General features: G+C 38.3%; 26 protein-coding genes. 4 read left to right on the top strand and 22 right to left on the bottom strand.

Going from position 1 to position 24,662, the window contains the following annotated elements; all coding sequences use genetic code 11:
* Nucleotides 1-15: 15 nt before the first annotated feature.
* The 4 genes from E2626_RS03650 to E2626_RS03635 form a co-directional block, all read right to left on the bottom strand.
* A complete protein-coding gene (locus E2626_RS03650) occupies nucleotides 16-1,452 on the bottom strand; it encodes a phospholipase D family protein (protein WP_134379780.1) in 1,437 nt (478 codons plus the stop codon).
* 14 nt (nucleotides 1,453-1,466) lie between these two features.
* Nucleotides 1,467-2,045, bottom strand: coding sequence for an SCO family protein (locus tag E2626_RS03645; RefSeq protein WP_134379778.1), 579 nt, complete (start codon nucleotides 2,043-2,045; stop codon nucleotides 1,467-1,469).
* A 104-nt stretch (nucleotides 2,046-2,149) separates the two neighbouring features.
* A complete protein-coding gene (locus E2626_RS03640) occupies nucleotides 2,150-5,260 on the bottom strand; it encodes an SbcC/MukB-like Walker B domain-containing protein (RefSeq protein ID WP_134379776.1) in 3,111 nt (1,036 codons plus the stop codon).
* Complete coding sequence (locus E2626_RS03635) at nucleotides 5,257-6,393, bottom strand: exonuclease SbcCD subunit D (RefSeq protein WP_134379774.1); 1,137 nt, start codon at nucleotides 6,391-6,393, stop codon at nucleotides 5,257-5,259. The genes E2626_RS03640 and E2626_RS03635 overlap by 4 nt, the downstream gene beginning before the upstream one ends.
* Before the next feature lie 175 nt (nucleotides 6,394-6,568).
* Between E2626_RS03635 and E2626_RS17150 the strand changes: the two genes are divergently transcribed.
* Nucleotides 6,569-6,718 carry a hypothetical protein gene (locus tag E2626_RS17150; RefSeq protein WP_156129546.1) on the top strand — a complete coding sequence of 50 codons (150 nt, stop codon included), beginning with the start codon at nucleotides 6,569-6,571 and terminating at the stop codon, nucleotides 6,716-6,718.
* A gap of 125 nt (nucleotides 6,719-6,843) precedes the next feature.
* Nucleotides 6,844-7,275, top strand: a complete 432-nt coding sequence (locus E2626_RS03630; RefSeq protein WP_134380364.1) for a DUF2621 domain-containing protein — start codon at nucleotides 6,844-6,846, stop codon at nucleotides 7,273-7,275.
* Between the two features lie 40 nt (nucleotides 7,276-7,315).
* On the opposite strand, the gene E2626_RS03625 is transcribed toward E2626_RS03630, so the two are convergent.
* The 3 genes from E2626_RS03625 to E2626_RS03615 form a co-directional block, all read right to left on the bottom strand.
* The gene (locus tag E2626_RS03625) at nucleotides 7,316-7,801 is read right to left on the bottom strand and encodes a CcdC family protein (protein WP_134379772.1); all 486 of its coding nucleotides are present in this window, start codon (nucleotides 7,799-7,801) and stop codon (nucleotides 7,316-7,318) included.
* An 85-nt stretch (nucleotides 7,802-7,886) separates the two neighbouring features.
* Entirely contained in the window at nucleotides 7,887-8,249 is a 363-nt protein-coding gene (locus E2626_RS03620) for a response regulator (protein WP_134379770.1), read from the bottom strand.
* A 440-nt stretch (nucleotides 8,250-8,689) separates the two neighbouring features.
* Nucleotides 8,690-9,397, bottom strand: coding sequence for a cytochrome c biogenesis CcdA family protein (locus E2626_RS03615; RefSeq protein WP_134379768.1), 708 nt, complete (start codon nucleotides 9,395-9,397; stop codon nucleotides 8,690-8,692).
* A gap of 256 nt (nucleotides 9,398-9,653) precedes the next feature.
* On the opposite strand from E2626_RS03615, the gene E2626_RS03610 reads away from it, so the two are divergent.
* Nucleotides 9,654-9,845: an aspartyl-phosphate phosphatase Spo0E family protein gene (locus tag E2626_RS03610; RefSeq protein WP_134379766.1), complete on the top strand. Its 192-nt coding sequence runs from the start codon at nucleotides 9,654-9,656 to the stop codon at nucleotides 9,843-9,845.
* Nucleotides 9,846-10,151: 306 nt separating this feature from the next.
* Here E2626_RS03610 and E2626_RS03605 read toward each other — a convergent pair whose 3' ends face one another.
* From E2626_RS03605 to yneA, 5 genes are all read right to left on the bottom strand, one after another.
* The gene (locus E2626_RS03605) at nucleotides 10,152-10,373 is read right to left on the bottom strand and encodes a YneF family protein (protein ID WP_134379764.1); all 222 of its coding nucleotides are present in this window, start codon (nucleotides 10,371-10,373) and stop codon (nucleotides 10,152-10,154) included.
* Nucleotides 10,374-10,569: 196 nt separating this feature from the next.
* On the bottom strand, nucleotides 10,570-12,576 hold the full coding sequence (tkt, locus tag E2626_RS03600; RefSeq protein ID WP_134379762.1) for a transketolase: 2,007 nt from the start codon (nucleotides 12,574-12,576) through the stop codon (nucleotides 10,570-10,572).
* Between the two features lie 120 nt (nucleotides 12,577-12,696).
* Nucleotides 12,697-12,930 carry a DUF896 domain-containing protein gene (locus tag E2626_RS03595; protein WP_134379760.1) on the bottom strand — a complete coding sequence of 78 codons (234 nt, stop codon included), beginning with the start codon at nucleotides 12,928-12,930 and terminating at the stop codon, nucleotides 12,697-12,699.
* A 73-nt stretch (nucleotides 12,931-13,003) separates the two neighbouring features.
* Complete coding sequence (locus E2626_RS03590) at nucleotides 13,004-13,651, bottom strand: YneB family resolvase-like protein (RefSeq protein ID WP_134379758.1); 648 nt, start codon at nucleotides 13,649-13,651, stop codon at nucleotides 13,004-13,006.
* Nucleotides 13,652-13,663: 12 nt separating this feature from the next.
* Nucleotides 13,664-13,996 (bottom strand): cell division suppressor protein YneA, encoded by a 333-nt coding sequence (yneA, locus tag E2626_RS03585; RefSeq protein WP_134379756.1) that lies wholly within the window; start codon nucleotides 13,994-13,996, stop codon nucleotides 13,664-13,666.
* Nucleotides 13,997-14,155: 159 nt separating this feature from the next.
* On the opposite strand from yneA, the gene lexA reads away from it, so the two are divergent.
* On the top strand, nucleotides 14,156-14,776 hold the full coding sequence (gene lexA / locus E2626_RS03580) for a transcriptional repressor LexA (RefSeq protein WP_134379754.1): 621 nt from the start codon (nucleotides 14,156-14,158) through the stop codon (nucleotides 14,774-14,776).
* A 47-nt stretch (nucleotides 14,777-14,823) separates the two neighbouring features.
* Here the strand turns inward: lexA and E2626_RS03575 are convergent, their stop codons facing one another.
* The 10 genes from E2626_RS03575 to E2626_RS03535 form a co-directional block, all read right to left on the bottom strand.
* Nucleotides 14,824-15,708 carry an alpha/beta fold hydrolase gene (locus tag E2626_RS03575; protein WP_134379752.1) on the bottom strand — a complete coding sequence of 295 codons (885 nt, stop codon included), beginning with the start codon at nucleotides 15,706-15,708 and terminating at the stop codon, nucleotides 14,824-14,826.
* Nucleotides 15,709-16,122: 414 nt separating this feature from the next.
* On the bottom strand, nucleotides 16,123-16,425 hold the full coding sequence (locus tag E2626_RS03570) for a hypothetical protein (RefSeq protein WP_134379750.1): 303 nt from the start codon (nucleotides 16,423-16,425) through the stop codon (nucleotides 16,123-16,125).
* 68 nt (nucleotides 16,426-16,493) lie between these two features.
* Nucleotides 16,494-17,684: a DUF3800 domain-containing protein gene (locus E2626_RS03565; protein WP_166786724.1), complete on the bottom strand. Its 1,191-nt coding sequence runs from the start codon at nucleotides 17,682-17,684 to the stop codon at nucleotides 16,494-16,496.
* A gap of 112 nt (nucleotides 17,685-17,796) precedes the next feature.
* Entirely contained in the window at nucleotides 17,797-18,897 is a 1,101-nt protein-coding gene (locus E2626_RS03560; RefSeq protein WP_134379746.1) for a M15 family metallopeptidase, read from the bottom strand.
* Nucleotides 18,894-19,385: a phage holin family protein gene (locus E2626_RS03555; protein WP_134379744.1), complete on the bottom strand. Its 492-nt coding sequence runs from the start codon at nucleotides 19,383-19,385 to the stop codon at nucleotides 18,894-18,896. Before E2626_RS03555 ends, E2626_RS03560 begins: the two co-directional genes overlap by 4 nt.
* A gap of 79 nt (nucleotides 19,386-19,464) precedes the next feature.
* The gene (locus tag E2626_RS03550; RefSeq protein ID WP_134379742.1) at nucleotides 19,465-19,683 is read right to left on the bottom strand and encodes a hypothetical protein; all 219 of its coding nucleotides are present in this window, start codon (nucleotides 19,681-19,683) and stop codon (nucleotides 19,465-19,467) included.
* A gap of 53 nt (nucleotides 19,684-19,736) precedes the next feature.
* The gene (locus E2626_RS17425; protein WP_279587246.1) at nucleotides 19,737-19,871 is read right to left on the bottom strand and encodes a hypothetical protein; all 135 of its coding nucleotides are present in this window, start codon (nucleotides 19,869-19,871) and stop codon (nucleotides 19,737-19,739) included.
* Between the two features lie 88 nt (nucleotides 19,872-19,959).
* The gene (locus E2626_RS03545) at nucleotides 19,960-20,250 is read right to left on the bottom strand and encodes a hypothetical protein (RefSeq protein ID WP_134379740.1); all 291 of its coding nucleotides are present in this window, start codon (nucleotides 20,248-20,250) and stop codon (nucleotides 19,960-19,962) included.
* A gap of 11 nt (nucleotides 20,251-20,261) precedes the next feature.
* On the bottom strand, nucleotides 20,262-21,377 hold the full coding sequence (locus tag E2626_RS03540; RefSeq protein ID WP_134379738.1) for a hypothetical protein: 1,116 nt from the start codon (nucleotides 21,375-21,377) through the stop codon (nucleotides 20,262-20,264).
* Nucleotides 21,377-24,658 (bottom strand): DNRLRE domain-containing protein, encoded by a 3,282-nt coding sequence (locus E2626_RS03535; protein WP_134379736.1) that lies wholly within the window; start codon nucleotides 24,656-24,658, stop codon nucleotides 21,377-21,379. Before E2626_RS03535 ends, E2626_RS03540 begins: the two co-directional genes overlap by 1 nt.
* Nucleotides 24,659-24,662 lie beyond the last annotated feature (4 nt).

Raw genomic sequence — 24,662 nt, 5'->3', positions numbered from 1 at the left:
ATGACCCTCCTTCTGTTAATAAGTTGTCAGTTTCAGTTTCCTCTGTATCCAATAAATCCCCCGCTGCCAAAATGATAAAGTCGTCTGGAATTCTTCAAGAGGTACTGTATACTCTGCACCATTATTATTCCACAACTGATTAAAATAAGCTTCAGTATCTTCCATTACTTGAGTACGAGAAGGACCTGATATCACAATGTCACTCTCGAGATTGTAATCTCTCATATTCCGCATTGTAAAATTGGTTGAACCTGAGATTATTTTACTTGATTCACCTGTACGTACATACATCATTTTCGGATGATATTGTTCAATATCAACATTATACCACTTAATATCGATTTTATTACCAGAATTTTCTATCATTTCGTTAGCGACCGGTCTGTTCGGAAGTCCGGTTTTTTTATTTCCGAAAGCTGTTTCATTTGGGTCCATTACAATTGAAACCTTTACATCTCTATCAGATGATGCAACTAACTCATCTACAATATCAGGTTCTGATAAGTAGTACATCGCAATCCAGATCTCATCATTTTCTTTTGTATCTGTAATTGCCTGAAGCACTTGAGCTTTTGTTTTTCCTTCTGTACTGTAGGATACTGTTAATTCTGCATCATCTTGATTAGCTGGTGGTTGAAAATCAGGAAAATCAACATGACTTCCTGACATTCTTGCAACCGCTTCTTCTGCATTTAGCATATCTTTGATTACCTGTCCATTCACTTCATACGCCACATTACTGTGAAAGCCTGATTCATTATGAGCGTTCGCTGACAACACCATACCGCTTTGATCAGTAATGACAACTTTTCTGTGATTAGCTTTTATATTGCCAAGATCTAGATAAGATCTGACGGTCATTTCCGGCCCTCCATCTACAAAGCCATTAGGAAGCCAGCCGTTTTCACTTTTCCCGAAATACTTTGGCCCCATTCTCCAAAAAGCAGAATAAATTGGGGTAGAATCTCGAAGCGGTTCTAAATTTGAAATGATTACTTCCACACCAGCATCTTTAAGAGGTTCAAGCCATTCACCGGGATATGAACCATAACCGGTGTTAAAAGGATCGGTTATAAAGATAATCGGCATGTCAGGATGGTCTGATTTTTTTTCGATTATTTTATCCATTAGATTACCAGCTAAATCAGGGTATCCTTTATCCTCACTCACTCTTCCATCCATCATGAAAATATCAATGACTACAAATTCTTCTGCTTCATCGATCATTTCATGCACACGGTCATATATTTGATGGTCAAGCACACGCTCTCCATCTTTTTCATAAGTTAAGTCACGATAAAATGAGACATCACTTGACGGATATTCCTCACTTTGTATAGAAATCCCTTCCGGTAGTGGCTTAAATTGATTGTAAAACAGGATAACTAAATAAACGACTAAAAAAGCCAGTAAATACCATCTTTTTTTCTTAAACCACTTTTTCTTTTTCACGTTTTTCCTCCGACTCAACTTTCTCCCAATGCTTTAAGATCAGCTATGATTTCGTCTTCCGGCACTGATTCATATCCATCATAACTCTTCACTACTGTGCCGTCCGGACTGATAAGATAAATACTTGTAGGATGACTCATTTGATCAGAACCGGGATCGTCCACAACAAGACCCTGGAATGATTCGAGTGCCAGGGTGCTGACCTCATCAAAGTTATATCCTGTTAAGAAATCCCACTTTTCTTCATTGAGATCATATCGCCCCATAAATTCCTGTAATGCTTCTTCTGTATCTCTTTCAGGGTCTACACTGAATGAAATCATCCGATAACTCTCTATCCCTTCATCCTCAATCGCCTGTTGCAGCTCTGTCATATTATAAGTCATTGGAGGACATACAGTATCACAATTAGTGAAAATAAAGTTTGCGACTACTGGCGTACCTTCTAAATCCTGGTTAGTCACTTGATCTCCATTATGATTGGTGAAATCAAAACCTTCTAATTCTCTTTCCATATTCCCTTCAAACTCACCGGAACATGCAGACATGACCATTGTGGCAGTCATTCCTGCAGCTAATATTCTTTTTTTCATTTTAAAGCTCCTTTAACCGAATTCCCCGTATGTACTCAATCGTACAAAAATCATTAAGCTGTTACAATATCACCTGATTCATTAAGTTGTATATATTGTGACACTCAGATTGATTCAAATATAAATTTTGTGGAGCTTCCGCCTTTAGATGAAAATACTTCTAACCTGGCATCAATACGCTCTTTTAGTTCCGGCACATGCGATATCACTCCCACTAACCTTCCGCCTGCCTGAATATCCATCAGTGATTCTATTGCCTGATCAAGAGATTCAGGGTCAAGTGTACCAAAACCTTCGTCAATAAACATCGTTTCCAGTGAGACTCCTCCTGCATAAGACTGGACAACATCAGCAAGCCCCAATGCGAGCGCTAAAGACGCTTTAAATGCCTCACCTCCCGATAATGTCTTGACGTGTCTCTGCTGCCCTGTGTAGTGATCCATCACCAGCAGTTCAAGTCCACCCTGTTTGTTTCCTTTAGACCTGTCTTCTTTTCTGTGAAGTTCATACCTTCCGGAAGTCATCTTTAATAGTCTTTCATTCGCTACTAACAGAATATCTTCTAAATAATAGGCTAGAACAAATCTTTCAAATGTCAGCTTTAGTTCATTTTGACCGTTTGCAATTTCTGATAAATGCCCTGTAATTTTATAACTTTTTTCAACCTCACTTGAAGCATCCATATTTTTTTCAAGTTCCACCAATAAGTTTTCATGGTGGGTAATATATCTGATTAACGAGGAAGTTCTTTCTTCTAACTGCTCTATTTCTTTTTCCACTGTTTCTTTCTCATGGTTAAGCACCTTTATATCAGGTCTTGAAACATTTTCTAAATCCATTTTCAGTTTTTCGGCATACTCATTCAGTGCATAAACTTTTTTTTCATATGATGATATTTGATTGTCCAACTCTTCTTTTTTATTTTTTTCAAGCTTGGATTGAACCAGATCACTAACTTCTGAAAATATAGAGCCCTCAATTACTTCTTCCAATTTTTTTGCTGCATTCTCATAGGAAACTTCAGCCTTGGACTCTTCTTCAAGCGCCTGTTTATATCTCTCTGACAATCGGCTATACTCTTTTTCAGCTTGTTGAAAAGCAGTCTCTGCATGCTCAAATTTTTCTTTATAGGCAGTAATTTTTATATCCAGTTCCCTGATCTCTGCTGACAAGTATTGTGTATCAAGATATTTTGAAGGTATCTCCTCTTTAAGCTGATTCACCTGTGTTCTGATACTGATAAACGCATCTCGTTTTTGTTGTACGATTTCTTCAAGCTCCTGTGTCTTCTGTTTTAATTCTGCTGACTGCTGCTCAACTTCCTTTCTTTCAATCGAAGGCTCTTTATCATTTAAAAATTTGATCAGCTCTTCATGTTCATGATTTTTTTTCGTTTTTAATTCAAGATAGTAGTGGATATCATCATGTCCGTCATATAGCTCGGATGCAGTAATTTCACTGTTAAGTTTCTGTTTATTTTGCTCAACTTCTTTCAATTTAGCATTCAAATGTTCTATGGCCGATTCAAGTTTAATAACTTCAGATTGATACAACTGAATGTTTCGTTGGAATACGGATGAATCAACGATATCCCCACCCTTTTTTGCCGGGTTAGGATGATCAGGTGAACCACATACAGGACATGCTTCACCGTCTTTCAATTCACGTGACAGCTCCAGAGCATGCTGTGCTGATTGCTCATGTAATGCCTGATCTAAACGAACCTGTTCCTTATCCAGTTTGATTTTAAAATCACTTAGTGAACCTTTTTTATTATTTAATTCCTTGATGGTAAATTGAAATGTTGATTCTAACTCATCAAGTTCCTGAAACATTTTAATAACTGAATGAATGCTGTTTAACTGAATTTTAATTTCTGAGGACCTGTTTTGGTTTTCATACCATGATTGTTGCTTGGTGAGCAGTTTTTCTCTTAATGTTTCATTTTCAGTCAATTGCTTTTTAAACTGATCCAGTTTCCCTCGTTCTGCTTTTCCAATTTCAGCATGATGTGAGAGGTCTTTGGATTTTTCATGATATCTTTCGGTCTTATCTTTAAATGCCAGAAGTTCAGTCTGCTTTTTTTCTTTTAACTTAAACTCTTCTTTTACATCTTTTAAGCTTTCCAGTGTCTTTTGTAATTCAGCGCACTCCAGTTTCATTGCAATCAGTTTCCCATGTGTTTCTATCCCGTATTGACTTCTGACACGCTTATCTTCTTTTTTGATATTAGCATCCTGATAATAAGGCCATATAGTCTCGGCTTCTATTGTCATGTGAAGTGTTTGCTTTGCTTGACTGATTATATCGCTTTGCTCTTCCAATTGATTCAACTCTGCATTGGTTTTTTCCAATTCATTAAATGCACGTTCCACATAACTGGCGCTTTCAATTGCTTTTAGAACTTTTTTATAATTTTCTCTTTTATTAGTGATGTCTTTTTTATTTATATTTGACTTTTCTTTCTGAGTTGCTACTAAGTTTTTAGCTATTATTATAATTTCTTTTTCATTTTTACGTCCCTGAGTTAAAGCTTCCTTCAGTTCTTCATGATCAAGTGGGTCGAATCCTGAAAACAATCGTTCACGGTCTTTTGAGTATCCGTCTGCCTGATCTCTTAATTCCTTTGATTTTGATTTTAAATAATCCTGAAAAAATCTATATGATTCAGTGTGGAATAGTTTCTGAAGAATTCTTTCTTTGTCCGTGCTGTCAGATGTAAGTAAAGTTCTAAATTCACCCTGCGGAATCATCAGTATCTGTTTGAACTGGTGAAAGTCCAGTTGCATCAGACGATTGATGTGCTCGTCAGATTCACTAAGTGTTGCACCTATCAGATGATGTTCTCCATCAATCAGTTCATAAAACTCAGCTTTAGCGCTTACAGTCGTATACCCTTCCCCTCTTGACTTCTTTTTCACCTGGATTGGAGAACGGTTAATACGATAGATTTTACGTTTTAAAGCAAATGTAAAGTCTACACTTGTTAACAGGTCTTCATCTGCAAAGTCACTTCTCAAATCCTGAGCAGAGCGCTCTTCTCCACTTGTTTTTCCATACAGTGCAAACGCAATCGCATCAAAAATCGTCGTTTTACCTGCTCCTGTCTTTCCTGAAATCACAAACATTGTTCTCGATCCAAGCTCGTCAAAATGGATTTCTTCAGTTTTCGCATATGGACCAAAGGCACTCATAACCAATTTGATGGGTCTCATTGATTGTCACTTCCTTTTAAAGCATCGTTCATACTGGTCTCTAATTCATTCTCAATCTCTTCTGTCCACTCTGCTTCAGTTACATATTCAAAGAAGCGTTTAAAAAGTTCAGGATCTGAAATATTTTCATGCTTCTCACGCACCTGTCGTTCCATATTGCTGTCCCGTATTGCTCTTTCACGCTCAAGGTGAAGAACATTCGGATAAATTGACCTTAATTTGTTTATCGGATCAATTAAAGCACCTTCATCTGTTAAGACTGCTTTAATATAGTCTTCTTTATATTTATAAAAGTCCTGGGATAACATTTCTTCCAGAGAACCACGAAGTATAACTAAGTCTCTTTTGGGTTTTAAAAGAATCTCTTTTACTGCAGCCTTACCATTTTCTATCGTAACGCTTTTTACCATTTTGTGATGATCCGCTTCAGAAAAGGAATATTTTAATAGTGAACCTGCATAATGTATTTTTTCATCTCTAATCGCATATGGACTGTGAAGATGTCCCAGTGCTGTATAACAAAATGAATCAAAACATTCTTTGCCCACAGTGCCGGCTCCACCTACAGATAAAATCCGTTCGGAATCACTAGTGGAACCCCCTGCTACAAATGAATGACCTACCAATACTTCAGGTTTTTCACCAAAGTCTTTTGCTGATTTAATCACTTTTACAATTTCAGTCATCGCATCATGATGAGTAGCAATTGTTTCACTATTTAACAATGCTCTAATCACTGCCGGTTCCGCATAAGGGACTGAATGAAATCTAACGCCATTTATTTCTACACCTCCATCATCCGGCTGCCATTTACCTGTGACGTGGAGGTTCGAATGTTTATACCATGCGGATCCAAAAGAAATGCGGTCTGCACTATCATGATTGCCGGATATTGCAATGATCGGGATTTTCATATCCACATTAAGTGTATGTAGTGTGCGGTTCAGGAGATTGACTGCTTCAGCAGGCGGAACTGAACGATCATACAAGTCTCCTGCAATCACAATTGCGTCAGGTTTTTCCGTATCTGCCAGTTCAATAAATTGATCTAGAATGCAGGCTTGGTCCTCTGTCATATACACCCCATGAACAAGCTTTCCGAGATGCCAATCAGCTGTATGTAAAAATTTCATTTTATTATTCCCCTTTTATAAATGATTATTTCATTATATCAGAACAGGCGTTTGTTATTATCGTGATTCAGTATTCACATTCAAAAAACGTATAAAAATTCATACTTTTGACTGATTTATTAATTTGAATTTTCAGATATTATTGTATATACAACCAATGAGAGGAGGAAAAACCATGAGGAAAATCGAAACAGAATACGTTGAACATCATGATTTAGAGTCTGAAGATTACATCCGCGTAACCGCTGACAACGAAAATATATACGAAGTCCGCCGTGAAAACCTTCACCAGCTACTCTCTCTTGGCTATCGTCAGGTAAAATGATTACTGCCCCCACTTCTTTAAACAATTTTAATGCTAATATAATACATGACTTTATCAGCCAGTTCTTGAAGCCATCAGTAAACTCCTTTATAATAATCTTAGATTAATTGAACGGAGTGACGGATGTGCTTGAAGGCTGGTTTTTATGGTTTATACTTTTTTGGGTCGTAGTACTTGTCTCTTTGTTTGCAATCGGCGGTTTTTTTATGTTCAGGAAATTCCTGAAAAGAATGCCTAAAGAAGACGGAAAATCAGATTTAGATTGGGAAGAGCACTATGTGAATAAAACAATTCATTTATGGGGAGCTCCTGAGAAAGAATTGCTGAATGAACTTGTCAGCCCTGTTCCCGAATTATTCCGCGATGTAGCAAAACAAAAAATCGCAGGAAATATCGGAAAACTGGCTATCTCAGAAAATGCCGATAAGATTACGCTCGACTTGATCATTAGAGGCTATATTGTTGCCACACCTAAAAGAGATCATAAATTTTTGCGAAAGAAACTGGATGAACTGAATATTGATATTACACAGTACGAAAACTTATTTGTCCTATGAAAAAAACATCACAATGTGATGTTTTTTTATTTTCCAATATTTAAGCCATTTGTGTGGATTGAGCAGACGCATTCCCTTTTTCAATTTTTCTGAATTGAATCAGCATCGCGCTTCTCCAGGGCACAATCATCCCAAATGCTAAAATCCAGAACATACCGCTTAACGTTCCTAATTCAAGTGTAGTACTTAATGCAAGCTTCATAATAATTCTCAACACAAGGAGTCCAATCAGGATGAAGGGAAAGGCCCTGGAAGCTTTTAAATAAATTCCGTCTTCCTTTTGTTCGAAACTTGACGTTTTAATCAGTACAATTGAAAACAATGCACCGACAACCAGAGCTTCCAGCGCTTCAAGCGGTGTTACTCGGAAATATGGAAAGAGAAACATGAAAGCACCTGTACTCATAAAAATCGGGGGTAAAAATATTTTTTTTGCTGTGACAGGTTTTTTAGCAGCTTTCAGCCTGATTATAAAGACAGCTACACCCATAAAAACAGCAGCTATTGTAGAAAGATATAAAAGCATAAGCACACATCCTTAATTCCTCACATATGTAAACCTCCGTTAAGTATAATAGAGTTTTATCATTTTGTAAAAGGCACTCATGAGGCTACTTCTTCACCACTCTGCTTAGCGATTCCACAACACGCGTTCCATCAAAGGGCTTTACGATAAAGTCTTTAGCTCCTGCTTCGATGGCTTCAATCACCATTTTTTGCTGTCCCATAGCTGAACACATGATAATATTGGCTTTTGGATCCTCTTTTAAGATTTCCTTAGCAGCAGAAATACCGTCCAAAACAGGCATCGTAATATCCATTGTTACCAGGTCAGGGTGTAAAGATCTATATTTTTCTACAGCCTCTTCACCATTCTCAGCTTCTCCAATTACCTGAAATGTTGAATTTTCAAGCATATTCCTTAATGTCAGTCTCATAAATTTAGCATCATCAACAACAAGAACTTTTGTCATCCATATCACCCTTATCTATATAGTTAATATTAACTATACAACTAAACTAAAAGTCCTTCAATAGTTTACTGTTAATCCTTACCTTTTTAATTTATATAGCTGATTACATCGTATGTATGGTTGTGATCAGCAGTCTTAAGTAATTTAACTCTAATTATTAAAGCTCTGTTAAAGTTGGCTGTTGATTTCCGCTTCAGGCGGACCCCGCAGCCGGGCGCTGAGCCATCATGCTTCGCCTGTCCCATCTGTCCCTTCCTGCCATAGGGAGTCACCGCCTTACGCTCCAATCACCAGCTGTGCAGAAATAACACTGGACTTTATCATAGTCATTATAAAAAACCCGGAACAGAATTTGTTCCAGGTTTTTTCACTCTATCAATATTTATGAATCTTTACACTAGTAGCTCATAACAAATCGACACTGCAAGTAATTAAATAACTTAGAAACCGGTGAAGTCACCGAATATAGGCAGCATTAAATTTATAATCCAGGTTAGGCCATCAAAGAACAATATAATACCCATTGCGATCATCACCCAGCCACCGACCTTCATAATTAAAACACTTCTCTTCTTAATCCAATTCATTTTCCCGAGGAAAAATGAAAGAATAAAGAATGGTAATGCAAACCCTAAGAAGTAAGCAATCATGTAAGGAAAACCTGAACCCGGGTTGGATGCTGACATCGTAAATACAGCACCTAGTATTGGTCCCATACACGGTGTCCAGCCAGCTGCAAAAGCGAGGCCAATCAGTAATGAACCTGCATATCCGGATGGACGGTTTTTAAAGTTCAGCCTTCTTTCCTTCATTAAGAAATCCGGAGAAAAAACGCCTACAATGACCAGTCCAAAAACAACAATTAATATGGCTCCAACCTGGCGAATCACGTTTTGATACTGGTTAAAAATATCTGCGATCCACGTAGAGGTAAATGCAAGACCGAGAAAAACAAGTAAAAACCCTAATAGAAAAAACAAAGTATGAAGCAAGCTCGTTTTTTGTCTCATTCCTTTACCTTTTGACAGGTCTTCAACAGACATCCCTGTAATGTATGATAGAAATGCTGGGTATAGCGGTAGTACACATGGAGATATAAAACTTAAAAATCCCGCTCCAAATGCAAAAAAGATATTCAAATCAGTCATAAAAACACTCCGATCGGTATTCAATAGATTCATTTTAGCAAATCAAAGCAAAGTTCTCATTGCCTTCAGCCTAATATATATATTACATTTTTATGTATGTTATACTTCTGTCACAAATCTACTTGTAAAAATACTGGGATTAGGGATTAATTTCTTTTCAATTCATTCTTTTTTCTGTATACTAGACCCTAAGTTAACAGAATGACAAATAATGTATAGGTTCCATTAAGGATCCTGACGAAAGGATAGACTTTGAATGGGGGATCAACACAAAAAGCTAATTGAAGCCATTGAGGACAAGCGTCAGTTGTTGATTCACACTGCTGCTAAAGAAGGACTATCATCTCCTTCTGCCGTTCGGTATTCTCAGGAGCTTGACGACCTTCTAAATGAATTTGAACGAATACACACTTACAGACCAGCTGCATTAGAGGTACAAACAAAATAAAAAAGGCTTCTAACATTGAAGCCTTTTTTATTTTGTTTTATGCCCTGGATTCTATATATGTAAATTGATATGGGAAATTTTAAGTGCTGGTTACTCAATACGGTATAAGCTTTTAAATAATTCCTAATTAATATTGGTATGTTAGTATCCATTATTGCTTTTATATCACTGACGTTTGTGGTTTAAGTTCATCACGCTCCTGGCGAAAAGCCTTCCGTGTGAAGCGAATGTCAACAGTCTTCTTTAACAAATGCTTCTGAACAAATAATAAAAGCACTCCTAGTTAAAGAAGTGCTTGTCAATTTATTATTTACCTTGTTGTTTATTCATAGCGCTCATCATCTGATTGATTTTTTTCTGCGACGGTTTCTGCCCCATCTGCATCATCATCATGCGAAGCATTTGCTCATTGATTGGCGGGTTCTTTTTAAGATAGGTCATCATGTATTTACGTGCGATGAAAAATCCAAGTGCGACTCCGGCCAGCAAAGCTACAACAATTAATACAATTGCAAGCCATAATTCCATTTCTTATTGCCTCCTATTTGTTACTTTCATATAAAAGTGTACAAGATCAATGAGCATTATACAATCATTTATTACATAAATCGAGTACTTTATATAATATTTTTTCACAAATCTACCCATAAGGGTTTTAACCCGAATTCTCTTTACTTAAATAAAGCTGAGGGGCAACTCATAGCCCCCCAGCTTTCACAATTATCTATTTCTGAATTAACGCTTCAACGCGTTTTACTACATTTTCAGCTGTAAAGCCATACTCTTCAAGGACTTTTCCACCTGGAGCTGATGCACCAAATGTATCAATTCCCAATACATCGCCTTCATCTCCAGTGTATCTTTCCCAGCCAAGCGGAGACGCCATTTCAATCGCAAAACGCTTCTTCACATTCTTCGGCAGCACAGATTCTTTATATTCTGCAGATTGTTTCTCGAAACGATCCCATGATGGCATTGAAATAACTGACGCATCAATATTTTTTTCACGAAGTGATTGTTGGGCTTCATAAGCAAGGCTGATTTCGGATCCAGTTGCAAGAAGCAGGACATCAGCATCTTCTTTTTCAGAAGGTGATAAAACATATGCACCTTTCTTCACACCTTCATACGCAGATTCTGCAGAACCAGGAATTGTAGGAAGACCCTGACGAGTTAGTACAAGTACCGTTGGATGGTCAACCGCTTCCATTGAAAGTTTCCATGCAGCTGCAACCTCGTTTCCATCAGCAGGACGTACAACTGATAGTCCTGGCATTGCTCTAAGTGAAGGCAACTGTTCAACCGGTTCATGAGTTGGTCCATCTTCCCCAACTGCAATACTATCATGTGTAAATACATACGTTACTGGCACGCCCATCAATGCTGATAATCTGATTGCCGGTCTCACATAATCACTGAATACAAAGAATGTTCCACCGTACACACGCAGACCGCCATGAAGCGCCATACCATTTAGTGCTGTACCCATCGCAAACTCACGTACTCCAAACCAGATATTTCTTCCTTCCGGTGTTTCAGGAGTAAAGTCTGCTTCATCTTTCATCATTGTGTTATTCGAACCTGCAAGGTCTGCTGAACCCCCAAATAATGAAGGAACCGTTTTTGAAATTGCATTCAGAACTTCTCCTGAAGAAGCACGGCTAGCAAGAGACTTGCCTTCTTCATATACAGGCAGTTCATTGTCCCATCCTTCTGCAAGTTTACCATTCATAGCATTCTCAAATTCCTGTGCCAGTTCAGGATAAGCCTTTTTGTAGCTTGCGAATGTCTCATTCCACTCTTGTTCTTTTTTCGAGCCATTCTGTGCAACTAACTCTTCAAAGCGATTATATACTTCATCAGGTACATAAAATGCTTCTTTAGCTTCCCACTGGTACGCCTCTTTTGCTAATACTGATTCTTCATCACCCAGTGGTGCTCCGTGCGCTTTTGAAGTGCCTGCTCTGTTTGGGGAACCGAAACCAATGACAGTCTTGATTTCAATCATCGCAGGGCGGCTCGTGTCTGCTTTAGCAGCTTTAATTGCATCTGCCACTTTCGCAACGTCGTTACCGTCATCAACGCGGATATATTGCCAATTGTAAGATTCAAATCTCTTTTTTACACTTTCAGAGAATGAACGGTCAAGGTCTCCATCCAGAGAAATATCATTCGAATCATATAAAACGATTAGCTTGTCTAACTGTAAATGTCCAGCCAATGACGCTGCTTCTGAGGATACTCCTTCCATTAAATCACCGTCACCACAAAGGGTGTAAGTATAATGATCAACAACCTGGTGTTCATCCCGGTTATATTTTGCGGCTAGATGTTTTTCAGCCATCGCCATGCCGACAGCCATGCCGATTCCTTGTCCAAGCGGACCGGTTGTCGCTTCTACACCTTTAGTATGTTTATATTCAGGGTGACCTGGTGTTTTAGATCCCCACTGCCTGAAGTTTTTAATTTCATCTAATGAAAGATCATAACCTGAAAGATGAAGAAGACTATAAAGAAGCATTGATCCGTGGCCAGCTGAGAGTACGAAGCGGTCACGGTCAAACCAGTCCGGATTTTTCGGATTGTGATTCATAAATTGAGTCCATAGTGTATACGCAAATGGTGCTGCACCCATTGGGAGTCCCGGGTGACCGGAATTCGCTTTATCAATTGCGTCAATTGATAGTGTTCTGATCGTGTTAATTGCTAAGTCATCTGTCTTATTAAACATCAAATACATCCTCTCTATATTCACGTGATACGTCTTATTGTACGAAAAAAAAGAGAGATGTACAAACATCTCACCCCTCAAAACATAAACTCTTAAAGAATTAATTCATTTTAAGCATTATTAATTCAGTTTATTTCTATTTTTAGCGTCCTTAAGTTTCTCAGGCGTAACATCTTTACCTTCAGGATCAATAACAGTCACATTTTCAATCGTCTGCTTCATGGATCCTCTGAAAGCCTTCAAATACTCCTGCCTTAAAGCCTGTTGTTCTTCAGCTTCAGCTGCTGAAAGTGTGTCTTCCTTGGATTTCGCTGATAATTCATTTATTCGTTTAATCTTGTCATCAGATAACATTTCATTCACCCCTTCTTTCAGGTAAGCTTCTATGTATGTTAAAAGAAAGAGAATGGTTTGACAAGTTATTTGATCACTCAGTCTTTGATGCCATGTATTCCACATACCTTCTGTGCACAGTCGCTTTGGAAACCGGATGTCCCAATCCTCTGAGTACAGATGAAATCTCCTGAAAGGTAAGACCATTTGTACGCAGCCTGACGATTTCATCTACAGGAATTTCGATTTTTTCCCTGCCGTCTTTGTTTCCACGGTTTTTCAGATTTTTTTGCGGTTTAAAGCCCTGTTCCACTGCGCGTTTCATCCCTCTTTTAATTTTGAGATTATGCAGCTTTCTCTGATGCTCCTCAACCATACTGACGATTTGAAGTATCATTGAATCTGATTCTGATAATTCAAGTTCCCCATCATGAGCAATCGTGAAAATTTTAATCTCTTCTTTCTGTAATGTATGCAACAGAGCAATCTTCGCATTTCCTCTCCCAATTCGTGTTTCATCCTGAATCAGCAGCCCTTCAGCCTTATAAAAACGAATACTGTCTAACAGCTCAAACACACCGTCGCGATCAAGCTCAAACCCGCTCTCTTTTTTCCGAATAATTGAAACGACTTGGTAATTCATTTGATCGGCCAGATTCTTCAGTTCTTCTTCCTGCCTTGTAAGTGAAGTTTCCTGCGCTTCCTTTTCAGTACTGACCCTGCAGTATATAATAACTTTCAACAGGTTCACTCCTTATTTATTTTCAGATACTAAATGAATTGTGTCTTTGTCATAATCCAAAACTTCCTTGCTTACAGGAAGCTCCAGCGAATCACCAGCCAGAATGACATGTGATGATAAATTATTATGTTCTGTTACCCATTCAATGAAACGCTCCGGCGTCATGGATGAATGACCTGCATATTCTTCAGCATACGCCCATAGTGTATCACCATTTTCGACTGTAACCTCTGCATAAGATGTATCACTTGTTGCCGTTTGTGTAAATACCAAAAATAAACTTAAAATCAGTGCCGTAACCACGAATAGAATAACAAATGAATATTTTCTCCACAATGCAGTCATTAAATATCGCCTCCATCGAATATGTGTTCGCTTTTGTTACTCTGAGTATAATACGAACATTTGTTTTGGTCAACACAAAAACTCGAACTTATGTTTGTATTTTTAAAACTGCTATGCTATAATTTAGAAAAGATTTGAAGTAAAGAGAGGTGCTTTAACTTGAAGAAATTATCAAAACGTCAGCTTGATATATTAAATTTCATTAAACGGGAAGTTCAGGATAAAGGGTATCCGCCTTCCGTTCGTGAAATCGGTCTTGCAGTTGGACTGGCCTCAAGTTCCACAGTGCACGGTCATCTTGCAAGGCTTGAGAGCAAAGGACTTATCAGAAGAGACCCTACTAAACCGAGAGCGATAGAAGTGATCTCTTTAGAAGAGGATAAGATCCCAACACAGCGCGTTGTGAATGTGCCACTGGTTGGTAAGGTAACTGCAGGTTCACCGATTACAGCAATTGAGAATGTAGAAGAATACTTCCCTCTACCTGAAAGGCTTGCTTCATCTGATGATGCGGTTTTCATGCTGGAGATCATGGGAGATTCTATGATTGAAGCTGGAATTTTAGACGGGGATCTTGTTATTGTTAAGCAACAAAATACTGCTAATAATGGTGACATAGTTGTTGCGATGACAGATGAAGATGAGGCTACAGTTAAACGCTTCTTTAAAGAAAAAGATTATGTGAGATTGCAGCCGGAAAATTCTTCAATGGCACCAATTATATTAAATAACGTTTCTATTTTGGGTAAAGTTGTCGGGGTTTACAGACAAGTACATTAAAAAACTGAACGGCCTGACATTTACGTCAGGCCGTTCAGTTTTTTTGTTTAAGTATGGTCAAGAAGAACGGATTTGATATAATCAGCAAGTTCATCCGGAATCTCTACAGGCAGCATATGCCCTCCCTTATCAAACAGATGTGTCGATGAAGATTTAATTTTCTTGTCAGCCTTGTCGAGCATTTTGAGGGGATTATAAATAACTTCCTGTCTTCCTGCAGCTACGTATACAGGCATGGTTAGAGTCGATAACTCTTCATCTTTAAACATCTTAGGAGGGGTCATCACGTACTCCCAGGTGACATGTTTCTGGCCGTAAAAATATAACTGATGCAGTTTTTCGTGTTCAGGTTTTTTGTTAACCGTCAACCACCTGCAAAAATGATTAATAATAATTGATTTATTTGGAATTAAATTTGTAAGTAAAAGCCTGAAATAAAACGAAAGATTCATTCTTTTAATTGAAGCTGCTGGAGAAAGTATAATAAGTGATTTAACTCTTTCGGGTTTTAAAATTGCATAATTCATCGCATGCCAGCCACCATTAGAATGACCAGTAATCGTTACCTTCGTAAAATGAAATTCATCAAACACTTCTGTTATCCATGTTGCATAATCTTCACGCTCATTCAGGTGTTCTTTTGTATTACTAAGATTGAATTCACCTAATACATCAATAAAATATAGTTCGAAATCAGCAGATAATTTCGTAGCACACTCATACCATTCAGCTGAACTGAAACCAAATGCATGAAAGAAAACAAGCGGCTCTTTACTTTTATTACCACACACTTTAACGGAAACATCTCCGAAGGAAGTCTGTACAATTTTTTCTTCGTAAGAAATTTTCCAAAGATTCATGACTTCTTTATAAGTTGTATAATATTGCTCAAAACCTTCTTTGGATTTAAACCCCTTATAGGATTCCGCCAAAACAATCACCCCTTTTACCTCTTTTACCCGTTATTAAAAGGCTTGCACCCTTGTTAGTTATTTTTTAATTATTCATTTGTATATTAACCACCTTCAGTTACTAATAAGCATGTATGGTAAAAGTAAATAGATTATCAAGAGCTTAAAAAAGCCCTTAAAGCATTGCTGCTTCAAGGGCATTAATATTAGTACATTTCTAAATACTGTTCTCTCTCCCATGGGTGAACCTGCGTGCGGAACATAAGTTATATAGAAGAAACACGTCATAGAATGTATTAAATACTGTCCTTATAGCATTTTTCATTTTAACATAGTATGCGACTATTAATGATTGTAAAACATTTGTGGGCGTTTTGTGGGCAGTACTGTGGGCGTAATAAAACCCTCTATCACTTTGATGACAGAGGGTTTTATTTATTCTGATTTTCTTCTGAAATAGTTTCCGTCTGAGTAATCTACTCTTTCTCTTTCTTCGAATGAATCCATAAACTTTTCATACACATTACCTGCTGCTACAAACAAAATACCAGTAGCAAACGCTCCAAAAAATGTCGCAATTGCTATTGGTGCTCTATAGGGGTGTGGATCAAGCATATCAAGATCATCTGCAAATATAGCAGTTGGATCCAGCACCTTTAGGTTTACCCAAATATAAATTAATGATATGAATCCACTGACAATAAATATGTAACCAATCCATCTTAGAATTTTCTCCATGCTCATCCTCCTTTTTTACCATCATACCAAAAGATTCCATTATTTGAGACAAAAATTTTTAATTGATTTTAATCAAAGAGAAAAAGTACAGAATGATCAATTTCTGCTTCTAAATCTTCTTCTGTATCAACATCACTTGCAGCAAATTTAATTTCTTTTAAACCAACCGAATTGATTATATACTCAGCTAATTTATCTTTATGGTTCGTACCCGGAGTATTGTAAAATCTATTCAACGCTCCGGCAAAAAGATCAGCAAACTGAAGAAATATGTCACCATCAGAAGACATAGGAATTATTTGATCTATTTTCACATCATCATTAAAATGCAATTTGAAATTATCCGTTAAAGATTGTTTTAAAGTTTCTAATGTAAGTTCACTATCACCATCTTCATCTTTAATCAAATCGATTTTTTGAGGAAATGTTATTCTATTTGATTCAATCTCATGGTTCAATCCAAGCCTTACAAATTGGTAGTAAAGTTTATTAACAAGTTCTGAAATTGGTATTTTATTAATTTTGGTTTTATTTACCGCTACGGCTTTAAAGCTAGCCATGTCAGCATTATTGATCAGGGTATCAAAAAATTCTATATAAAGATTTAAATCTTTATCATTATTTTTAAGTTCCTTAAAATGAAATTCATTTGGAAGAACGACACCTTCGGACTCTTTTTTCTTCTTCCATTCTATATTATTTCTCAGCACCTTAGATGATGATTTATTATTAAGTATCCAAACCCCAGCTACCATTAAATAATTACTGGTTTTTCCCGTTTCATCCGCATAAATCACAGTAATACCATGGCTTGGTTGCTCCATAAGTTGAGATTCTTTTTCACTTTCCTCAAGGCCTCTTCTTCTAGCTCTGACTTTTTTATCAGCTAGAAACATTTTATACTCGTTTTGTATTTTTGCTCTTGATCTTGCTATAGAAGTCAGTCTTTCCATTTTATATAGTCTTGTTAAATCTACAAAGTTTGATTTTAGCCCATTATATACCTGCCAATATTTAATTTGTAACGTAATATCAGAATTACGCGATTCAGGATATCGGTTTAGTATGTGCGCCACTCTTGTTGTAAGGTGTTTCGTATCACCTGCTCTGACAGCTCTCCACAATGCTTCTTTTTTCTTCTTTCTATCAATTTCTTTAGCGATATCTTCAGGAGATGGAATCGTATCATCCCCTTCATCTGATAATATTTCCGCATCAATTTGTTCCAATATTTCTAAATCCTGATTATCATTAGTCATTTTATCCCTCCTTACAACCAAATTCTCCATATTTTTTAAAATCCCTTTTTATTTACTGAAAAAATTGTCAAAATAAAAAAGCCCCCAACCTGAAATGGCTGAGGGCTTAAACTTATTTTTGCTTATCATAATTATAGAGCATTTGGTTAACTTGCTGTCGGGTAGCAGGGAAGGTCGGTCTTGTACCATCTGATATACCCTTTTCTTTTACCCATTCAGTAGCTTCTTTGTGAGCTGGATACGGTTCAGCATTTGGATCCTGAAGAATGCCGACACGATTAATTATAGTTGCAATCGCACCAATTGCATCCGACTCAGAGATATCACCTTTCTCTGTCTGCTCAGCATGCTCTCTTGAACTGAAGATACCGACTGTGTGAGCATCTTCAAATAATTTAACTGTCTCTTTTCTAAATGTAGGGCTATTTGGTTTGAACAAAATGGTTTCCTCCTTAGAATCATTTTTATTTGGTGCTGTTGCCCCTGGTACTGCAGGTGGTTTAACGGCTGCCTGAAGTGCTTTCTTCGACTGTGGACCATATACGCCATCGGCAGTTAGCTTTCTACTCGACTGAAAAGCTTTTAATGCTGATTCACTTGCCGGGCCGAATATGCCATCTGCTGTGATCTTATGGCCAAGCGCAATCAATAGCTTCTGCATTTCTTCAACTGCAGCACCTTCAGCACCATTTTCGAGATAATCGCGTTCAGAAGCTGCCTGTACACTCCCGAATGATGGGCGCTTACCTGCCTGGAGGTCTCTCCATGTTAAACCCTTCGTATATTCTAAATGCGGTGCATCCACAAATCCTTTCCAGTCTCCACCCCACGTAAAACCCAACGATTTCCCAATCTGAGCTACCCGACGCCACTGAGCGTCAACTACCCAAATGGCTTTTAAACCATCGTCTGATACTAAAAAGTAATCAATGGCCAGTCCGTAGTTGTGTACGGATTGTCCAGGCTTTGCATTTGAAACGATGCTTCCTTCATTACCGTAAAGCTTTCCATTCCACCAATAGTTAGGGCGGCCCATGCCGTAGATTGAAGCTTGCTGAGTGTTGGATCGGTAACCTGAACTAATTTGAACGTTAATACCTTCATCGTAAGACTTTGTTATAAGTGTAATAGCCAGTGATCTAATTTGAGGCACCACAGCGCCCATATTGCGAACACTGCGGTCAATTAAAGTCTGTAACGGTACTCTGCTCATTTTAATTCATCCTTCCTTTTAGCTTTCTCAAGTTCTTCATCTACTTTCGTTCCGCCCAATTCCTCTTTAAATTGTTTACTTAGTGAAGCTACATCGTCAGGATTCATAACCTTTAATTTGTTTGCTAACTCTTTAGGCACTAGGACACCGACCTGTGCAAGATTTTCAATGATTGATAGTACTTCGTTTGCGATATAAAAAATAACGGTTGCATAAGTAATCGCACCGTTTAACCCCAGTATTTGATCAATAATATTTGCTATGATGATCACACCAAAAATGAGAATCTTTCTGGCGTAACCAAACAGACTTTTTCTTGACCACAGATTGCCGTTTTTAACTGCCTTAAAAATGCCAGTGACAATATCAATTGCCATCAATAACATTAAAAAATCCAAGAACTTTACCGGACCGAATAGATATAACCGTGCTACTTCTAAATGCTCCAAATCGACACCTCCGACAGATAGTAAAAATAAATTGTCCATTATGATCTTCCTCTCTTAATGAAATGGACCCCCCTTGTTGCATATAAAAAAGCACCTCATGTGAGATGCTTTCTGATCATTATTTACTTCTATTTCTTATGGAGATTAAGTCATCTATATATTTCATCTCCTCGTCCTTAATCTCATTAAAGATATTGTCCACTCGGTCATCAAACTCTAATCTGTTTTTTACTAACCCGTTTTCAATGAGTATTTCTAATACTGCTTTGTTAAATGCTTTTTGTTTAATATGTTGAAATTCAGTACTAATTGTAATAATATTCTCTGCTTCACTCAAGGTTCTCCCTCCTCTTCTGTATCAGTATTTCGACAGAAGAAGAGGTCAATCCTCTATTTTGCCAGTAAGTCTGCTAAGAACATGAGCTCTTCTAATTTTAATTCACGTCCCAATTTCCCTTCAAACTCTTCGACAATTTTCTCAAGCAGTTCTGAATCAATTTCTTTTACTAATGGCTGATAGTCCACAATTGATCAACACCCACAAAAGAATTTGAAACGACCCTAGAACCTCTATCAATAATATAAACTATCTTCTTACAAATGAAACTAATTTTTAAACAATTTTTCCAGTGACAACATACTTATTTCCTGATTTCGCTAATAAAACCCGATCTCCGGCAGATGGTTCATAGTGACTTAAATAAGGAAACGGACCAATAGGTGACGGATCACCATCGATCACGACGCTTGGTCTTGAACCATCATTCGCATAAGCAGCATCGATGGTGCCCAGGACATGCTGCCGTGGTTCCCTTTTTCGCCGACCACCAGTCAGTTGCCTTTGGACCTCCTCTCTGATGACCTGCAGCAGCGCCCCTGCTCCCTGATTCAAATTAGGTTTCACTCTCTCACCTCCTAAACGGTTATGATTTCCCGGGCTCTGTGACTCATCGTTGCGCCTGCTGCCAGCGTCATGCTCCAACCGAGCTCCTGAAACTTTGCATTCACTCCTAAAATGTCATGCTGCAGACGGTAAATATCCTTATGACTGTGCATTGGCATAATGGCAGTTTGAAACGTCATTTCCGTGTAAACCTGAGAATCCTGAAACGCCTGCTTTTGCACAATCCCCTGCAGGCTTGTGATATCAGCCGCGTCCACATCGATATACTTCGTGACGGTACGACCACGGGCCGGAATACTTGTCGGACTGTCTGGACTCATATTTTCGTATGTGTACGTGAGTGGTACCCGGTCAGGCTCACTGATCACCCCTACCCATTGGTTAGGTACCGCAAAGAAATCCTGTAAGGCAGTTGCTCCCGGCGTAATGACTGACCACTGATCTGTCTTATACTCAAACTCAGATGATCGTGTGGAAGGATTGCGGTATGGCCGGCTTGTAAAGTACCCATATTCGTCCACATAAATCTTTTCATAGTTAATCGCCTGTAGGAGGGAATTAATAACCTCTAATCTGCTTGTATCTGGATCCCAAGAAAACCATGTAGGTAGCTGCACGTCTGATTTTTCAATGTTGATCTGAGTAACTCCTGTGGACTGAATGATATCTGTGATGACATCCGTTACATATTCACCTTCGTCAGCAACGTACCTCGCTGTGAATCCGTCATCGATTAGAATCTGCAGTTTGTCATATGCTTCTACATTCCGATAAATCACGCGCTGCTGATATGACTTTTCAGGCGTGGATAATAAAAAGACGCCGAGTGGAAACTCGATGGTCTCATTCCGTATACGCAGCCGGGCAAAGGGCTGTATGCGATCAGATAAGTAATTGATCTCACCAGTATCTTTGATTTGAAACTTTGCTGTCCGATGAATTTCTGCTTCGTTGTCCATATCAATTGTGGAAGAATCAGCGACGACTAAATGTGAGACATCACCGATCCGCTGATCTTCTTTATTTAACAGGTCAAAACGGAAGTCAATATAACGACTCCCGTATCTCCCCAATAGCGCTGAAATGACCTGCTCTTTTGTTAGATTCGGGTGAGTTAATGGCAGCATCAAATGTCCTCCTCATAATCAACCTGGATAAACTCAATCGGCACGTTATAGCCCCAATCCGTTTCTGTTTCAGGCAGCATAAAAATGACGCCGAACATACGCCGCCCTCTTGCATCCCGATATAATAATGTGGTCTGCCTGCTTAATAGATTGTGCAACGCTTCAAGATCATCGGACTCTCGCTCAATCTGAAGGACCACAATTACTTTTGACTGCTGCCGTGGAGAAAACTCAGCCATTGGATGAGCTCGACCTTCAAAGGCTGTGACCTGTCCACTCAACATTCGCTCTGCTGATCGCCCAGGCTCGAAGTATTCAAAATGATAAAGGCTGCCCGTGTCATCTGGATCCATTAACCAAATACTCTGCAGGTTGATTGATTCTGATACGGTACCACTATTGCAATACGTTTCATTGTTTCCATATGCCTTTACATAATATTGATAGGTTTGATCGTGACCAGGTGTGTAATCAGTGAATGAACCATTTAACGGGACAGCATTCGCGATTCTTGTCCATGAGGCTTCGCCTGATTTTCTTCGGAATACATTATGATGAGTAACGTATGGCTCAGTTCCTACCGGATCCGGATTTGTAATCTGTAGTTGAATAGTTGCTGCATATCCATTTCCGCTAATACTCAAAGTTGGAACAGCCGGCGGTGTATATGAAACCAATACGTTAATTACATGAGGATCACTCCACAATCCATCACTGTTCTTGATAGATAGCTCAATCGAATAATTCTCTTCATTTTCAAGACCGGCGTTTGCAGTTACTGCTTTATTCATTGATGTCCGCTCATCCGTCCACACAATTGAATCAGCTTCATCTTTCACCTGTAAACGATAGCCTGTTTGTCCACTGGATGACCATTGAATAGTCGGGTTTGCTACAGCAATAGTCGAACCTTGGCTATAATTTGTAATCGTCGGCATAGCAGGTTTATTGCCTGCGAAGAAAACTTGAATGTCTGAATAAGGGCTCGACAGCTCTGCTTGATCGTATGTTCTTATACGCCATTCAATTTCACCATAAGGTAAGCCACTAATATCATGATATTGATTCACTGTTACCTGTGAGACTTCATTCCATGTGAATGAGCCTCTTAATCTCCATTGCAGATCATATTTTGATTGTGGATCCCCGGAGTCAGGGTCATTATGCTGCCATGATAAACGAATTGTTTGAGCCCGATCTCTCGATTGTCCACCGGCAGGAGATAAATTGATTGGTGCAGCTGGAGCCTGGTTATGCTGAATTGTAAATACTCCATCTGACTCATCCCATTCACTGTAATCATAACCGTCATAAGCTCGAATTCTTAATTTTGCTGTAGATGTTTCTGGTTCGTTTATAAAATCATAATCATATGATGTTGCACCAGGTGAAGTCAAACCAATTAAATTTGTGTAGTTTCCTCCATTATCAATTGAAAGTTGAAGATTGTATTGTATTGATGCACTATCCCAAATTTCATATTTTATATAAGCCAGGTAATCATTCCCCGGATTATTGGGTGATACGGTTGTACCGTAATAGTACCAGCCCTTTTGGTATTCTGCGTTCCCATAATTATGTTGCATTTTTCCTTCGGGGTCATTTATTTCTATTGCTACTTTAGTTCCTATAGGTAATTTAACTAGCCGACTAGGAATACCAATGCGATAGTATATTTCAGCATTATTTAGTGCCTGGACTGTTTCTGTATGATATATCACACCATCAGGTAACTTAGTCGTTTCGTTCACTCCTACAAGTCTCATGGTGAAGTTATATGGGTAGGAGTCTGGATTTATACACCTTAAATACATTCCAATTTCAGAAATGTATTGGTTTTCGGTAACTTCCATAACTTGTCCGGAATTCCCTGTAGTTGCACTCATCCATGTTGCGAAAGGAAGCCCACCAGTTTTTACGTACTCAGTTATTGTGGTTTCAGTATTATCCTCGCTCTCTTTCCACGCTATAGTATGCAAACTGTTCCAAGTCTCTCCACCATTAGGATTCAATAAAATTGGGGAGGTTGGTAAGGTATTATAGTTAACAACTAATTTGGGTCTGGCTGATGTATAAGAAGATTCTTTAGATCTAAATTGAAAATAAGCATCTACGTTATCACTATTTAATCTTACACCATAATTAGGAGTTTCTTCGTTTGCCCATTGATCGACAATTTCGGTAATGTTCCAGCTTTTCACACCTAAACCACTCAATGAATACTGTCCATACCTAGTATCATTGACACTCGGTTTGTTTGGCTGAGATATTGTAGCTTCTTGCCATTCATCTAACACGATTTCAGCCCAGGAATTTACTGCTTTGTTTCCCCAGTTATAAGCTGTTAACTGTAATTCAGCATTTAATATTTTAGCGTCGTTAGGAATAAAACTTAAATCACATTGAATGTAAGTATAATATCTTGTAGCTGTACTGTTTGAACCAATGATTACTGAGACATTACTTCCGTAATTAGAAGCAGAACCTTCGAAGATATATGCATCCTTCATCAAATTTTGATCGTTAATAGTTACAGTAGGGTCAATCTCAATAGGATAAACTAGACCAGTCACATCTGCTGTGAGCTGTACATACGTTTTATTGTTCTCTTGAACGATAGCCTGTTCGACATCTCGCTCCGTTCCCGCAGCATCTAATAACCAAGCAGGAGCAAGCTTTAATTGTCCCGCTCTCAGGTCTTCGGTAAACTCTTTTCCTTTGACCTCAAAAGAAAAAGACGAAGGCGCACGATCTGTTTTCAGAATGATCGTTTCCTTCAGTCCATCTGGTATTACTTTCAATTCAACATCTGCATCATTCCAAACATCCTGATATGTGATCGTACTTCTATCAGTTGAATGTAGTTCACCTTTTGATGGAGAAGCCCCAACCGGAATAAAGGTCAGCTTATCCTGACCCTTTCCGATAGAGTACCCTTTCTTAAAATTACGCGGAATTTTTACATCAAAGGGAACATTTAAACCTCTGAATCCATATTGATCACGGTTCATCACTTTCTTTTGTTTAGCCGCTTTTGCAACTTCTTTTGCTCTTTTAAAATCTTCTTTGCTTTCACGTGTAACTGGTTCTTCGATAATATCAAAATCAGCTTCGTCATAAAGATCAGTATTGATATTATGAAGGTTTCCTTGTTCATCTTCATAATGGACTGAGCTTTGAAAAATCTCAGTTGTATAGGATCCATCAAAGTTCATCCAGGTCTTACTATTACGAGTACGCTTTGGCATCATTTCTCCGACTTTAAAATTGTTCGTTGGCAAGCTG

The organism is Jeotgalibacillus salarius (assembly GCF_004405125.1).
Classification (GTDB): Bacteria; Bacillota; Bacilli; order Bacillales; family Jeotgalibacillaceae; genus Jeotgalibacillus; species Jeotgalibacillus salarius.
Note: the sequence above shows the minus strand (reverse complement) of the source record. Positions and strands in the feature narration are given on the sequence as shown.